Origin of the sequence: Candidatus Phyllobacterium onerii (assembly GCF_028331445.1) — a bacterium.
Classification (GTDB): domain Bacteria; phylum Pseudomonadota; class Alphaproteobacteria; order Rhizobiales; family Rhizobiaceae; genus Phyllobacterium; species Phyllobacterium onerii.
This window is the reverse complement of record NZ_JAQMHX010000006.1, coordinates 115,733-130,727: the sequence shown is the minus strand read 5'-3', so window position 1 is coordinate 130,727 and position 14,995 is coordinate 115,733. Positions and strand designations below refer to the sequence as shown.

Here is a 14,995-nt window from a genome sequence, read left to right as displayed (position 1 = left end):
CGGACATATCGCGTCAGTCAAAAGCAAGTTCAGTTGGCGCTTGCACCAATCTCCTTGTCCCAGCGATCAAGCAGTTCCTTGCGTTTGGCAGGGTCGCCATAGGTCTTGAAGTCATAATCGATGAGCTTGATATCCTCGAATTTCGGAGCTTCAGGCGGAACGGTGGCAGACTTGTTCGATGGCAATTGGAAGGACTTCGCGTCCTTCATATGCGACTGCACTTCGGCGGAAAGAGCCCAGTCATACCATTTCTTGGCCGCGTCGAGATTGCGCGCACCCTTGATGATTGACATCGAGCCGATTTCGTAGCCGGTACCTTCGCAAGGAGCCACAGCCTTGACGGGGAAGCCTTCAGCGATCTGGGCGACAGCATCATGCATGAAGACGATGCCCAGCGCGGTTTCACCCCGCGCCGCTGCCTTAACCGGCGCCGAACCTGATTTTGTATATTGCGATACATTCGCGTTCAGCTGTTTCAGGTAGTCGAAGGCCTTGTCCTCACCCATGATCTGAACCAGGGAAGCCAGCGCGGTATAGGCAGTGCCGGACGAATTCGGGTTGGCGATCTGGATTTCGCCCTTGAAGGATGGATCGATGAGGTCAGCCCAGCACTTGGCCTCCTTGAGGCCCTTTTTCTTGACGATCTCGGTGTTATAACCCCAGCCAAGCGCACCCGCATAAACGCCAACGGTCTTATAATCTGCGCTCTCGGCCTGCTTCTTCGCCCAATCCTGCAACTGGTCGAGCATGGGCGATTTATATTCCTGGGTTAGCCCTTCGGAAGCCGCCTGCAAATGCGGATCACCAGTACCCGCCCACCAGATATCGGTTTTCGGATTGCGTGCCTCGGCGCGGATCTTGGCATAGGTCTCGCCAGACGACAGACGGACCATATTGACCTGGATACCCGTCTCCTTCTCGAACATGCCCTTCATCAATTCACAGATGACGACATCGGCCGAACAGATCAGATTGAGATTGTCCGCAGCGCGCGCCTCGGTTGGCATCATTTGAAGACCAACAGCAAAAGCGGCGACAATTGCGAATACAGAACGCATGATTTTCCTCCCTGAAAAAGCGGCACCTCCATGCCGCACGCTTTTTTGCAAGCGCGTGCAAAAGTTTCACACGTCATGTCTTCCTGTCAAGCGGACTATTGCGTTCCTTCAATAAAATTAGCAGTCTGGTGGTTGCAGCGGCGCGCAAGCGCGTGCAAGATACCGTGAACAACTATGGATTCATGCAGTTGAACAAATCATTCGTCAGCGCTGATGATGTAGCAAAGCGGGCGGGCGTTTCGCGCTCGGCTGTATCCCGCACGTTTACGCCAGGCGCGAGTGTTTCGGAGGAAACACGCCAGCGGGTCATGGAGGCTGCGCAAGCGCTTGGCTATCACGTCAATCAGCTTGCACGCGGCCTGATGCGCAGTGAAAGCGGTATCGTCTGCCTGGTCGTATCCGAGATGGATACGCCCTACCGAGCCCGTCTGGTACGCGCGCTCACCCACGAATTGCAAACGGCCGGAAAGATTGCCATGCTCATCAACACCGATCGCTCGGATGGCAGTGTGGACACGGCGCTCCGGCAAACCCTGCACTATCGTGCCGACGCGTCCATCCTGTTGTCCGGGCTTCCGGACAAGGCGATTACCAGGCTTTGCCTCAACAGCGGCCAGCGCATCGTGCTGATCAATCGCGATGATGATATCGAGGGCCCGTTCCGTATCAATCTCGACGATGGTCAAGCGGCTCGGGTGGCCGTGAGTGCATTCCTGCGTGCAGGCTGCCGACACCTCGCATTCGCCAACTCCGACGTTGGAACACCAAGCCTGATGGCGCGCGAACGCGGCTTCATCGCAGCGGCCGCCGAATTCGGACTTGAGGTCAGGGTCGTACGCCATGGTAACACCGTCTATGAGAGCGGCCGCAAGATTGCGCAGACATTGTTCACCGAGGCAGTGCAGCCGGACGCAGTCTTCTGCGTCAACGATCTGATGGCATTCGGGTTGATGGACGGTGCACGGTACGACTTTGGGCTGAACATTCCGGAAGATCTCTGCATCGTCGGCTTCGACGATATCGAGCAGTCCTCGTGGACGTCCTATAACTTGACGACGTTTTCGCAGCCAGTGGATGAAATCGTAAAGAGCAGTGTCGCCTGGCTCCAAAGCGATGCGACCGCCGGTCGGGTGCGGCCTGCCAACCTGCACGCACCGCTGATCTGGAGAAAAACAATCCGGAACAAACTATAGGATCGTTTGGTTGCGTCGGCCGGCAACCCCACCTCATGGCGTTGCCGATCGAGCGCGCCGCACCTGTCTTCGCAGACAAGAGTTTGTATCGGGCTGACAGTGGCAAAGATGAAATAGTCGTCGTAGGCTGCTTCAAAATCAAGTTTGACGAATCGGGGACGCATCAGCTTGAATCACATGAGGCTTTTGAAGAAATGCAAGACGCTTGCCGTGATCGGCCTCATCCTGTTTTCCGGCCAGGTTACTCCTTCTTTTAGCGACGATGCCAAGAGTTGCGTCATCGGGACCGAAAACGAAAAAGGTTGGCTTTTCGTCAACAATTGCGATCGCGACGTGGTCATCGAAATCTGCTTTGAGGAGGCATCCGAAGAACCATTGAATTGTGCCCGCGTAGTACAACACCAAGGTGACCAATTATATCCGGCCACGGTGATCGCCGCAAAAGGGGGACTACAGCTTTTGAGTGTTGCTGGGCGTGCCGGGATCAGGTGGGGTGCCTGTTATCACAACCCAAGAGACGACAGGAACCCGGGAAAGCCCGAAGGAGAATACAAATTTACGTATCGCTGCATGGACTCCAACGTCGAGTGACCGCGGCAGCCCACGGAAATTACAAATCAAGCTCCCGTCGCAAAGTCTCCAGCCGTTCCATGGCTATCACCCCATCATGAATTGTCGGGGCAGCAGTCGACGCACCGCCAAGGGCCGGAACCACATCGGCCAAGAGTGAATAATAACCCTTCGGATCTTCATTTGCCGCTGCCGTAAAATTCGGCTTCCATGTCAGAGTGTCGACATCGTCGGCGAGTGTTGCTTCGGGATCGTCTACTTTGAAAGGCGGATTGCGGTTCCAACGCACTTCAATCACGTCATCCACCTCGAGACGCTGGTGGTCACTCATCAACTCGATGCGCTCGACTGGCGTGCCCCGCGACTGGATCGTACCCATCGCGATATTTCCAATGGCGCCGCACTCGAACTCGAACCCGACGTGGAAAAGAACCCTGCCCGGTGTTTTTTCCACCTTTCGCGCCGAAATGGTTCGCACCGGCGATACGAAAAATGACACCAGGTCCATATAGTGCACGCAGTGATGCAGGAAGAAGCCGGTGTAATCGACATTGCCGGTAAAGTAGCCCGGCGCAGTCATATAGTATCCGGTAAGGCCAAGCACCGGCCCGAACCGCCCGGACTTGATGATGTTGTGGGCAATCTTGTTACCGACCGAATAACGTTTCATGAAACCGACGAGCAACGGTTTGCCAGCGCGCTCCGACGCCGCGCGAAGTTCGCGCGCGCCAGCCGCTGTTCCCGACGGCGGTTTTTCCATAAACACAGGCAAACCTCGATCGAGCGCAAGTTTGCCGAAATGCAGATGCTGATCCGGCCCCACGGCCATGCCGATGGCGTCGATGCCGGGCATACGGATCAGCTCCTCAGCGTCGCTGGTCATGCGCGCAACGCCAAACTGCCGGCCGGCATCGCCAAGACGCTTGCCATCGATATCGCAGAGCCCGACGATTTCGACGTCATGGCGGACCAATTGGGGAAGTAGCATCTGGGTTGCGTGAATGCCGCAACCGATCCAGCCGATTTTCAATGTCATCGCCGATATTCCGTCAGTGTGAGATGGGATTTGATAAAGGCCGCGCTCGCGGTAAGGCGCTCGCTTTCGTCCTCGTGCGGTGGACGCCACTGCGCGAAGGGAACGCCAAAACGATCATCATTGCGGCGGAAAGGCTCAAGCGATACCGGCCCTTTGTAGTTCACCTCGTGCAGCGCACGACAAACTGCAACCCAGTCGGTTGAACCGGTACCGGGGAAGCCGCGATGATTTTCGTTGGCCTGGAAATGCACGAGGTGATCCCCGCCAAGCCGGATGGCCTCGGGGATCGACGCTTCCTCCATGTGCATGTGAAATGTGTCCAGCATCAACTTGACCGCCGGATGGTCCACTGCATCAAGCAGCTCGACGGCCTGTTGTGTCGTGCACAACACATCGCTTTCGAAGCGATTGAGCGGTTCGACGGCGAGCAGAATACCGGCCTTCGCAGCGTGATCGCCCGCTTCCTTCAGTCCCGCGACGCAGCGGTCCTTGCGCGCCAGCCGTTCCTCTTCGGTTACCGGTACTGGTGCACGCCCGGCAAACACCAGTGGATTGCCGGTGAGAGGGCCGCCAACAACGGTCGCACCGAGTTCCGCCGCGCAGTCCGCTGTATAGCGCAGGTAGTCGATGCCGGCACGGTGGGCATCTTTCTCCTGCGATGAAAGATTGCGTTGCATATTGACCCGCGCGGCGAGGACGACGCCAAGTCCCGCGTCGTCCAAAGCGCGCCGGGCTTCGGCAAGATCGATTTCGCCGGGCTCGGGTACCAGCAGTTCGACGAAGTCAAAGCCAAGCTCGCGCATTTTCTTGAAGAGATGGAAATGCTCGGCGGTGAATGGCCTTGCATATTGCATGGAGATCAATCCGATGGGATTCATCTTGGGTCCTTCTTTGATATTAATAAGAGTCATCCCTTCACTGCGCCTTGGGTGAGGCCGCCGATAAGCCGGCGTTGAACGAGCAGGAAAAGCAGAGTGGCGGGAAGCGCACCAACGACACCGCCGGCGGCGAGCAGACCCCATTCGATCTGGTATTCACCTATCAGCGTCTGGATCGCCACGGTAACGGGGCGGACGTTCCGGCCGCCAAGTGTCAGGGCGTAGAGATATTCGTTCCACGCGGTAATGAAGATATAGATGCCTGTCGAAATGATGCCGGGCATGGCCAGCGGCAGAACGACGCGACGCAACGCATGCAGCCGGGAACAGCCATCGATCATCGCCGCTTCGTCGAGGCTGCGGGGAATAGCACCGATGTAACTCCGGAGCATCCAGACCGCGAACGGAATGGCGACCGTTGAATTGGCGAGGATCATCGCAAGATGCGTATCGAGAAGGCCGATCTTCCGCATGAGGATAAAGAGCGGCAGGATCAGGAGCACGATCGGAAACATGTTGACCAGCAGAAACTGCAGCATGACCAGCTGGCGGCCGGGGAAGCGGAAACGCGACAGCGCGTAGGCGGCAGTGACTGAAACTGCGAGGCCCAAGACGACAGTACCAGCAGCAATGATCAGACTGTCCAGCATATTGCCGAGAAACGAGGTCTGTTCCAGCAGGCGAATATAGTTGTCCATGCTCCACCCCGCCGGCGACAGGGATACGCCAGTCGCTGATAATTGCGCGGTCGGTGTCAGGGACGTCAGGATCATCCAGACGAATGGCCCCATGGCGAGCATTATGATGAAGACGACAGGAATATCCGTCGTGAGAATCCGGCGGAGCGTCGAGGGCTTGTTCATCGTTCCACCTCGCGCATGGTCCGGACGATATAGACCGCCACGATGGCTCCCAGAAGGATCGTGAACGTAACGGCAATGGCGGTGCCATAGCCGAAATCGAGATTTTGCCGGGCCTTGATAAATGCATAGAGCGGCAGTGTGTGTGTGGCATAACCCGGGCCGCCACCTGTCATAACGAAGATGACGTCCATGGAATTTGCTACCCAGATAATACGCAGCAGGCCCGCCGTTGCCAGCACGGGTGCGATGCCCGGAAGTGTAATATGGACGAACTGGCGCCACGTGCTGGCCCCGTCGATAGAGGCGGCTTCATACTGGCTTTGGGGTATCCCTTGCAAACCGGCAAGGATCATCACCGCGAAAAACGGAAAGCCCTGCCAGGTCAAGGTTGCAATCACCGCATAGAGCGCGAGATGCGGATCGGCGAGCCAGGGCACGGTTGAATGGATTATCGACAGGTAAAGCAGGATGTCATTGAGCACCCCGGTGGTTGGATCATAAATCCAGCGCCACATCAGCGCAATGACGACGCTCGGCAAGGCCCACGGAATAATGACGAGGGCACGTGCAAGGCCGCGCCATGGGAACTCGCGATTGAGCAGGAGCGCCGCGACCAGGCCAAGACCCATCTGCAAGGGCACCGTCAAGCCGATCCATATGGCCGTATGGCCGAGCGAAGTCCAGAATACCGGGTCATGCAAGAGCTTGATGTAGTTGCCGAAGCCCACGAACCGGCTGGCATTGGGCTTCCACAGGACCAGGTCGTAGAAGCTGGTGACGACCGCCTGAACCATCGGGAAGAAAACGATGAACAATGTCACGAGCACTGCCGGCGCCAGCAGGGCATACGGCATCAACCGGCTGCGAAGCGGACGGACCTGCGTGAGATCGTGAGGTGCTGATGGCGCAAGCGTTGACATGGACAATCTACTTTCGGCGGACGTCTACCAGTAATAGGAAACCCCTTCGCGCTACTGCGCGAAGAGGCTTTCAAGCTGTTGCATCATCTGTTGCGAGGTGATCTGGCCGGTGAGCGCTTGCTGCATCGACGTCTGCCACGCAGTATTGACGAACTCCGCTGTCGCGGTGCTTTGCGGCAGCACGTGAGCGAACGGCAGAGACTGGACCGTAGCGTCAACGAAGCGGCGTTCATGCAGGGTCCAATGCTCGGAGCCGCTCTTGGTTACAGTCATCTGGCCCGTCGCCTTGTTGAAGGCAACGTTGTTTTCACCCTCGGCGAGAAAGGATATCCACTTCCAGGCAGCATCCTTCACCTGTGACGACGAGAAAATCGCCAGGGATTCATCGCCATAGGAGGTCCATTGCTTGCCGCCGCATTTGGGGGCAGGAACGGCGGAAACCTTATCTCCCAACGCTTTGACCAAATCATTGGATGAGCCAATATGATGAATGGTCATGGCCGTCTTGCCAGCCTTGAACGCTGCAATAATTTCCTGGAAGCCGTCGTTTGGAGCCGATGGCGGGATAACCTTGTCTTTTTGGAACAGATCGATAACCCACTGATTGGCCGCGACGGCTTCAGGGTTGGTCAGGCCGCCCGGCTTGAGTTCCGCGCCTTGCGAAAAGACGAATGTCCCCCACTGGTCCCAGCCGCCCTTGCCACCGCGCAGGCCAAAACCATAGGTGTCGGGCGCTTTGGTCAATTTCTGTGCCGCCGTGCGGAAGTCTTCGCATGTCACCGGTGGATTGAGGCCCGCCTCCTTGAAGAGATCGGCGCGGTAATAAAGATACAGAACGACGTACTGGATCGGCAGGTAGTACTGCTGGCCATCCGGCCCCTTGTTCAATTCCAGCAGATTATCGAGAAGATCGGCTTTGCCCGGCCAGGCGTTGATGCGGTCGCCAATCGGCTCCAGCGCACCCATTTCCGCCAGCCGCGGCTGTGCAAAGAGCTTGACCATCCCGGCGTCCGGCGCATTGCCGCCAACCAGGGAGGTATACAGATTGTCGTAGTAACTGTTCCACGGAACGTTTTCCGCTTCAATTTTGATATCGGGGTTTTTCGCCTCGAACTTCGCCACGAGATCCGACATCGGATTTTCCGGATTGTCGAAATGATACCAGAACCGCACCGTTTCAGCCGCATTGGCGGCACTCATCGCCAGGCCGGCCATGAATGCGCAACTGATACCCAGTTTCTTGAGAATGCTCATTGTTTCCTCCACCTTTGTTATGGGTCGTCAACTGCCGCGGATCATTCCTCGAGCAGCCTCCCCGGCCGCCACAAGCGCCTCCCGCGCAGCAGCCAGTTCATTCGTGTTTTGCAGAAATCCATGCGTTACCCCCGGCACAACAGTGAGGGGATCGTTGCGGCCAACAGCCTTCAGCCTGTCAGCGAATAAAAGCGTGTCGGACAAGAGGGGATCGACGCCAGCGGCCAGCACATAGAGCGGCGGCAATGCGCGCAACACATCGTCATCGGCGAGAAGCGGCGCCACCAGCGGATTGCGACGCGCATCCTCATCCGCGCAATACCAGTTCCAGTATCGTTGCATCTTGCCGCGCGTCAGACCGGGGCCCTCGGCAAACTGGCCATACGACTCCGTGGTGAAGTCGGCACCAAACGCACCGTAGAACAGAAGCATGCCTGACGGCAGTGAACGTCCAGCTCTCTCTTCGTGCATGACGGCTGCAAGCGCGAGATTGGCCCCAGCCGAATCTCCTGCGATGATGAGCGGTCCCGTGGATACGCCTGCTTCTGCAGTCGCCGCGAATGCTGCACGCAGGCAGGCGACAACGTCGTGGAGGCCCGCTGGAAATGGATTTTCCGGGGCTAGTCGATAATCGGGAACGAGCACGGGCAATCTGATCTCGTTGGCGAGAACCCGGGCACAACGCTCATGCGTTTCAGGACTGCAGAACGCGAACCCTCCGCCGTGAACGAAAAGCACCGCGCCAATGCCCGCATCATGCGGCACAAGCACCCGCATGCGGCAATCCTGGGAACCAAGTTCTGTGTTGGCGGCAACAACGATGTCTCGCGTCTGAGCAAGCGCCGGAAGGTTTACATTATTGCGCTGGTTTGAACGTTCGGATTGCGCTCTGCCTTCGTCCGCCGGCAGCAATGTGGGATCAGGTAGCGGCCCCAACTCCTCTTCGACGCGCAGCAACAACGCGCGCATCTCCGCTGAAAGTTCATTGGAAAACTCGGCGCCGTTCATTGATCAGCGTCCGGAAACACAGTCGGCCCGAAGTCGACGATCGTCGCGATATGATGATGCAAGGCTTGCGTTGCAGCGACCACATCGCCCTGCTCTATAGCTTCAATTATGACGCGGTGCCGTAGTGCTGTCGCCATGAGATCGCGGGAACCGATACTTCTTGAAATCTTGAATCGATGGTTGTGAACGAGACACCGGTGCAGGATCGGATCGAGCGCCGGCAGGTCGGCATCGCGAAAAATCCGCCGATGGAAATCCCGGTCGAGCGCCGCGAGCTGGAGCTCGTCGTCGTTGTTTGCAGACTCTGCCATATCGTCCGCAAGTTCTTGAAGATCGGAAACGAGTGTCCGGCTCTTGTGGCGCAGCGCACGAACGATGCCATTGCATTCGATCTGCTGGCGCACGCGGAACATTTCAACGGCTTCATCGACCGTGCAGGCAGATACCTGGGTGCCCCGGTGCCCCTGGCGTCGCACCAACCCTTCTTCCTGCAGCTGCAGCAGGGCCTCGCGAATGGTACCCTGACTGCATTGGAACCGCGCCGCCAGATCAAGCTCCGTCAATGGCTCGCCGGCGCGCAACTCTCCAAGCATGATATCCCGCTTCAATTGATCGAACGCCACGGCCGCCTTTGCTGGAAGCGGGCTATAGGATGGGCGATTTGATCTGCGGGTGATGGAGTCGTCGGGCACTGCAAGCTCTCCTCTTGATTGCAGATGACGCTAATTATCATTATTGATATTGATATCGATAATGAAAGTCAATAACGTATCGGGCGGAGGAACAATCGAATGACAGCGATCAGTCTGAAGCAGATCCGAAAGCTCTACGGGACCGTTCCCGTCATCCATGGGGTGAATATCGATGTCGCGAGCGGCGAGTTTCTCGTTCTTGTTGGTCCGTCCGGTTGCGGGAAATCCACCCTGCTCCGAATGATCGCCGGGCTGGAGGAAATCAGCGCGGGTGAACTGAGGATTGGCGACAAGGTCGTCAATGCCCTGCCGCCCTCCGACCGCGATATTGCCATGGTCTTCCAGGATTACGCGCTCTACCCCCATATGAGCGTTGAAGAAAATATGGCGTTTGGCCTGAAAATGCGCGGCGAGACCACCAATGAAATTGACACGCGCGTGACAGGCGCCGCCGATATCCTCAAACTTCAGGATTATCTTGAGCGTCGGCCGGCACAACTTTCGGGCGGCCAGCGCCAGCGGGTTGCGATGGGCCGCGCCATCGTTCGCCGGCCGAAGGCATTCCTGTTCGACGAACCGCTGTCAAATCTCGATGCCGCACTTCGCGTCGAGATGCGGCTTGAAATCGCCAAGCTGCACCGCCGCATGCAGGCGACCACCGTCTACGTCACGCACGATCAAGTTGAGGCTATGACGCTCGCCGATCGAATTGTCGTTATGAACGCGGGTAACGTCGAACAGATCGGGCATCCGCTTGACCTCTACCGCAAGCCGGCAAGTCTCTTCGTGGCACGTTTCATCGGCAGTCCGACCATGAATACCTTGCAGGTGAATGTCGTTGAATCCACCCGGAACAATTTCGTCCTGCAATTGCCGGCAGGCAAAGCCGTTATAGATGCTGGGGATGGACCAGCCGTGGCAGCCAAGACGGTTACCTTCGGCATCCGTCCAGAAGACCTGACCGTCTGCGACGCCGCCCAGGGTTGGTTCAGCGGCGAATTGGCGGTGGTCGAACGGCTTGGCAGTCAGACCTTCGGTTATCTCGATGCCGGCGCCGAAAAACTTGTCACCATCGAATTCCCAAGATCAGCTGAAATCCGGGTCGGCGAGCGGCTCTCGGTAAAGGGTGATATTGCCAACGTTCACCTCTTCGAAACCGATGGAGCCCAACGGATCAATTGAAATATCTTTATGTTTTAACTGACGGCTTGCGGTGACTGGCAATCACCGTGCATCTGAGTCAGGCTGCCAACGACTTTCTTATCGTTAATGTCGCACCGATGGGGCAATGCTGTTGCGGGAGGTCGACTATGAAAACGGCTATTATATTTGACTGCGAGTTCCTTTGCATCGAGGGGTCGCAACGTCGATTTTGGTGTGCTGCTGTTGATCCCGATCCGGTCATTGCCCAAATCGGAGCCGTTAGACTGGGCCTCGAGGGCGCGTTTCCTCTCCTGGATAGCTACAAGGCTTATGTTCGACCGATTGATCGGTTTGGCGAACAATATCCGCTCGATCCCTATTTCACCAATCTCACCGGCATCACCGAAGAGAACATCGCCACCAACGGCCTGACCTTGCAGGAGGTCCTTTCTGGCCTTGACAGCTTCTCGGATGGTGCCCGGTTCTGGTCGTGGGGTAAGGATGAGCTGAATATGGTTGCCATCAGCTGCTATATCGCAGGGATTCAGCCTTCCATCCCGGCTCATCGGTTCGATAACGCAGTCAAGCTTCTACTCGCGGCGGGAATGCCTATCGAGGATCTAGCGAAGACACGCAGCAACAAGTTGGCGGACTACTATCGCGTCGAACATCCACCGTTGAAGGGACATGATGCGTTGGACGACGCCCTGTCTATATCGTACACACTGCAACATCTGATGAAGACCGGAAAATGCAGCCCGAGGTCTTCGACCGCACTTGACCTTCTCCACCGCTTTGAAGCCAATGCTCGCCCCGCGAAGACGGGACGACGTCAAGCTCCGAGGGACCCGACCGCATGGGTCGGGCTTGTAGTGCGACATCAAGATTAAGGTCACACCGCAAGCAACTCGGCAGGCGGCGCTTCGTCGTGAACGGTGGATTGGTCGGGAACCAATAGAAGTCGTCGCAGTCAACATGACGCAAGCCGATTGCTATCGCAGAAAAATCTTTCCTGGGTTCATAACTCCGTGTGGATCAAGCGCATCTTTTAGAAGTGCCATTACATCAAGCGCGGCCCCGTGCTCTTCGCGAAGATAAGCTATCTTACCTGTGCCGACACCGTGTTCGCCTGTGCAGGTTCCATCGACGGAAATTGCTTTCTTGACCATGAGCTTGTTGATGTGGGCAACTTCCTCGATCTCTTGTTCGTTGTCGGGATCGACAGCAAAAACGACATGATAGTTACCGTCCCCAACGTGGCCGAGTATGGCCGCCGGAATGTTGCAACCAGCCAAAAGCTCGCGGGCGTGAAGAATGCAGTTTCCCAGTTCCGAAACCGGTACGCAGACATCGGATGACCAACCTTTTGCTCCAGGGCGCTGCGCCACGACAGCATAGAAGGCGTTATGCCGCGCTTTCCACAAGCGGTTACGTTCTTCGAGCGACGTCGCCGCCTCGAAATTGTCCGCGCCGTTCTCGGTCGCAATTTCCCGCACGAGTGCCACCTGCTCTTCGACAGATGCTGGTGAACCATGAAACTCGAACGCAAGCGTGTCCCTAATCGGGAGATCGAGTGCCGAATACGCGTTGACAGCTTCAATCAAACCGCGGTCCATCAATTCCATGCGGGCAACCGGAATGCCCATCTGAATGATGGCGATCGCGGTGTTCACGGCGCTTGAGACTTCGGGAAAGGAGCATAGGGCTGGGCCTCGCAAACATGGACGTGGAACGGCTTCCGCGAAACCGATATCGATTGGCACGGTCACAAAATACAGTTTGTTCCTGGTGGCTCGCATTGGGGTGGCGGGATTCAGGTGAGCGCGATTGACCTTGCCTTGATCGGGCAGCTCTACCTTCGGCGCGGCATTTGGAACGGCGAGCAGATCCTGCCCGATCGTTGGGTCGATATCAGCTTGCGGCCGTCGTCACTAAAACCTGAGTACGGCTTTCTGTGGTGGCTTAATACGAACGAAGCGTTTTCAGGATTTTCAACGCGGACCTTCTGGGCAGCTGGCATCGGTGGAAATCTCCTGTTGGCAGATCCGGAACACGAGCTTGTTGTCGTGCTTCGCTGGATCGAAGCTGCTTCGAGAGATGAAGTTCTCAGATCCATCATCGAAGTGGTACGAGCGTGAAAATCTAAATCACAAGCCCGCGTGATGCCTCGGGAAGGCAATATGCGACCGACTGTCCTGTCAAGTGCATGAAGCCCAAATTCATACCCGCTTCATGCGTGTGCAACGTCGGCATGGATCGATTCTGCGGGGATCACACGCTCCGAATCATGCCGCCGTCGACACGCAAGGTCGTGCCGGTGATGTAACTGGCTCGCTCGCTGGCAAGAAACGCAACGGCATCTGCGAACTCCTCGGGTCTTCCGTACCGCCCGATTGGTATCGCTGCGCGGGACGACTCGGCGATCGCATCCTGCGTCGTTCCGGTTCTGTCCGCCGCCGCCTTGTCAAGCTGGTCAACCCGAGAGGTATGGATTCGGCCGGGGATGACGGAATTGACGGTGACCCCGTCCGACGCAACCTCGGCAGCTAGTGTTTTTGCCCAGCCAATAATCGAGAGACGGAGTGTGTTCGAGATGCCAAGATTCGCGATCGGCTGAACGACCCCGGATGAGACAATGTTGATGATACGCCCCCACGTTCTATCGCGCATGCCCGGCAGGATGGCCGTCGTGACGCGAAACGGGGCATTGACCATGGTATCGAATTGCTTGCGCCAGACATCGGCTGTCACGCCAGCAACCGGTCCGGGCGGTGGTCCGCCTCCGTTGTTGACAAGGATGTCGACCCTGTAATCAGTGATCCGCGTCAACCACGTGTCGAGAGCATCAGAATTCGAAAGATCGACAACCTCGGTTCTCACCTCTTCGCTGGTTTGAGCCCGGACGATTGCGGCAGCTGCCTCAAGGCGCTCGCCAGATCGCCCAACGAGAATGACCGACGCCCCCTCACCCGCGAGATTGCGTGCGACAGCGAGGCCCAGCCCCTGGCTGGAGCCGAGCACAAGCGCCGTGCGGCCCTTGATATTGAGATCCATGTCAAGATTTCCTTGTCTTCATTCCGTTCGTGGTTTGTGTTCTCGCGCTGCCACAAGAAATGCCGTCAACAGCGGGTGGGGCTTGCGATCGCTTGAACTCAGCTCTGGATGACCCTGCATACCGATAAAAAACGGGTGGTCGCGATCCTCGATCGCATCGACGATCGCCCCGCCGAAGCCCTCGGCTGACACCTGCATCCCCGCCAGCCGGAGGGCCGGAAGCAACTGCGGATCGAGCCGGAAGCGGTGGTTGTAACGAACCGGAGTTGTCATCGGCAGAATGAGCGACAGCTGCGTTCCGTCAACAACCCGTGTCATCCACTCCCCAGTTCTGTGGTCCGGCAGGGATTCGCCGTCTGGGCCACTTTGCCCCTCCAGGGGAACAAACGTCTTGATCGCCGCATCGGGGTCAGCCTCAGCGAGGTTGGCGGTTCCCCTGCCAAAGGCGCGCCATGCAATCGCGGTCGCCATGGTCTGCATTCCAAGACAAAGACCGACTGTAGGTAGGCCGGAGGCGAGACTTGCAGTGGCAGCCTCGATCTGACCGGGAACGTTCTTCATCGCCGCCCCGCCGGGCAAAAGGATGCCGGAAAGGGTTTGCAGTTCCTCACAATCGTCAGGCACGGCAAGCGACATCGGATCGACGAACCGGATATCCAGATCCACCGAGAGTGCGTCGGCCGCATCTGCAAGACTGGCCAGGGCAGCGGGATAGACATTGCGGTGATCGCTCTCAGAGCCAATCAGTCCTATCTGCAGCGATGTCTGGCCGCCGACGGAGGAGCGATCGAAGGCGGTAATGCGCCCGAACGCATCCCGCCAGGCGACTGGCAACCCCGTCCCGCGCTCGCGCAGAGCATTCCCGTCCCTTTCGATATGGATAGCCTCGACTCCGATTCCGGAATCGGCAGCCGATCGTGTGAGCAGACGGACAAGCTCTGGAGTGTGGACAAATCGCGGATGAACTGGAACAACCACCTCTGCCTGCTTGGCGGCCGCCACGATGTCGTCGACGGTGGCCGCAGAGGAAACGGGTTGCCCGTTCAGGCGTTCGAACCAGCAAAGACCGCTGGCCGCCAGCCCGCCTGTTGCGACAACGTGCTGGACCGCGTCGGCATGCTGACCGGTATCGAAACGTGCGGGCAGATGCATCATTCGGCACTGCCTCGCCGATGCCACAGCTGCGGCGGCGGCCCCGTAGAGAGCGGGCTCCGCAATATTGTGCTCGACCAGGAGAAGACCCATTCATCGCTCCAAACCAGAATCGTCTTTGCTTCATCAATGTGAGCAATTACGAGATCTTCATGACCTACTGCACCACAAATT

General features: G+C 57.5%; 14 protein-coding genes and 2 pseudogenes. 5 read left to right on the top strand and 11 right to left on the bottom strand.

Going from position 1 to position 14,995, the window contains the following annotated elements; translation table 11 throughout:
- Positions 1-29 precede the first annotated feature (29 nt).
- Positions 30-1,058, bottom strand: a complete 1,029-nt coding sequence (locus tag PHA01_RS15320; RefSeq protein WP_271896886.1) for an ABC transporter substrate-binding protein — start codon at positions 1,056-1,058, stop codon at positions 30-32.
- Between the two features lie 182 nt (positions 1,059-1,240).
- Here PHA01_RS15320 and PHA01_RS15315 point away from each other — a divergent pair, with 182 nt between their 5' ends.
- Positions 1,241-2,251 carry a LacI family DNA-binding transcriptional regulator gene (locus PHA01_RS15315; protein WP_271897383.1) on the top strand — a complete coding sequence of 337 codons (1,011 nt, stop codon included), beginning with the start codon at positions 1,241-1,243 and terminating at the stop codon, positions 2,249-2,251.
- Positions 2,252-2,461: 210 nt separating this feature from the next.
- Entirely contained in the window at positions 2,462-2,842 is a 381-nt protein-coding gene (locus PHA01_RS15310; protein WP_271896884.1) for a hypothetical protein, read from the top strand.
- A gap of 19 nt (positions 2,843-2,861) precedes the next feature.
- Here PHA01_RS15310 and PHA01_RS15305 read toward each other — a convergent pair whose 3' ends face one another.
- The 7 genes from PHA01_RS15305 to PHA01_RS15275 are packed head-to-tail and all read right to left on the bottom strand — an operon-like array spanning position 2,862 to position 9,472.
- On the bottom strand, positions 2,862-3,857 hold the full coding sequence (locus tag PHA01_RS15305; protein WP_271896881.1) for a Gfo/Idh/MocA family protein: 996 nt from the start codon (positions 3,855-3,857) through the stop codon (positions 2,862-2,864).
- Positions 3,854-4,735, bottom strand: coding sequence for a sugar phosphate isomerase/epimerase family protein (locus tag PHA01_RS15300; protein WP_271896879.1), 882 nt, complete (start codon positions 4,733-4,735; stop codon positions 3,854-3,856). Before PHA01_RS15300 ends, PHA01_RS15305 begins: the two co-directional genes overlap by 4 nt.
- Positions 4,736-4,764: 29 nt before the next feature.
- On the bottom strand, positions 4,765-5,598 hold the full coding sequence (locus PHA01_RS15295) for a carbohydrate ABC transporter permease (protein WP_271896877.1): 834 nt from the start codon (positions 5,596-5,598) through the stop codon (positions 4,765-4,767).
- Positions 5,595-6,518 (bottom strand): carbohydrate ABC transporter permease, encoded by a 924-nt coding sequence (locus PHA01_RS15290; RefSeq protein ID WP_114429363.1) that lies wholly within the window; start codon positions 6,516-6,518, stop codon positions 5,595-5,597. The genes PHA01_RS15295 and PHA01_RS15290 overlap by 4 nt, the downstream gene beginning before the upstream one ends.
- 51 nt (positions 6,519-6,569) lie before the next feature.
- A complete protein-coding gene (locus PHA01_RS15285) occupies positions 6,570-7,772 on the bottom strand; it encodes an ABC transporter substrate-binding protein (RefSeq protein WP_271896875.1) in 1,203 nt (400 codons plus the stop codon).
- A gap of 27 nt (positions 7,773-7,799) precedes the next feature.
- Positions 7,800-8,780: an alpha/beta hydrolase gene (locus PHA01_RS15280; protein WP_271896873.1), complete on the bottom strand. Its 981-nt coding sequence runs from the start codon at positions 8,778-8,780 to the stop codon at positions 7,800-7,802.
- Positions 8,777-9,472, bottom strand: coding sequence for a GntR family transcriptional regulator (locus tag PHA01_RS15275; protein WP_271896871.1), 696 nt, complete (start codon positions 9,470-9,472; stop codon positions 8,777-8,779). Before PHA01_RS15275 ends, PHA01_RS15280 begins: the two co-directional genes overlap by 4 nt.
- A 99-nt stretch (positions 9,473-9,571) precedes the next feature.
- Between PHA01_RS15275 and PHA01_RS15270 the strand changes: the two genes are divergently transcribed.
- Together PHA01_RS15270 and PHA01_RS15265 are read left to right on the top strand one after the other, a co-directional pair.
- A complete protein-coding gene (locus PHA01_RS15270; RefSeq protein WP_271896868.1) occupies positions 9,572-10,654 on the top strand; it encodes an ABC transporter ATP-binding protein in 1,083 nt (360 codons plus the stop codon).
- Between the two features lie 128 nt (positions 10,655-10,782).
- Positions 10,783-11,396 (top strand): annotated as a pseudogene (locus PHA01_RS15265) (3'-5' exonuclease).
- Between the two features lie 211 nt (positions 11,397-11,607).
- On the opposite strand, the pseudogene PHA01_RS15260 reads toward PHA01_RS15265, so the two are convergent.
- Positions 11,608-12,321, bottom strand: a pseudogene (locus PHA01_RS15260) (FAD-binding oxidoreductase); the annotation flags it as partial.
- 111 nt (positions 12,322-12,432) lie between these two features.
- On the opposite strand from PHA01_RS15260, the gene PHA01_RS15255 reads away from it, so the two are divergent.
- Positions 12,433-12,753, top strand: coding sequence for a serine hydrolase domain-containing protein (locus tag PHA01_RS15255; RefSeq protein WP_271896866.1), 321 nt, complete (start codon positions 12,433-12,435; stop codon positions 12,751-12,753).
- Between the two features lie 133 nt (positions 12,754-12,886).
- Here the strand turns inward: PHA01_RS15255 and PHA01_RS15250 are convergent, their stop codons facing one another.
- A complete protein-coding gene (locus PHA01_RS15250; protein WP_271896864.1) occupies positions 12,887-13,669 on the bottom strand; it encodes an SDR family oxidoreductase in 783 nt (260 codons plus the stop codon).
- Positions 13,670-13,687: 18 nt separating this feature from the next.
- The gene (locus PHA01_RS15245) at positions 13,688-14,914 is read right to left on the bottom strand and encodes a glutamine amidotransferase-related protein (protein ID WP_271896862.1); all 1,227 of its coding nucleotides are present in this window, start codon (positions 14,912-14,914) and stop codon (positions 13,688-13,690) included.
- Positions 14,915-14,995: the final 81 nt, after the last annotated feature.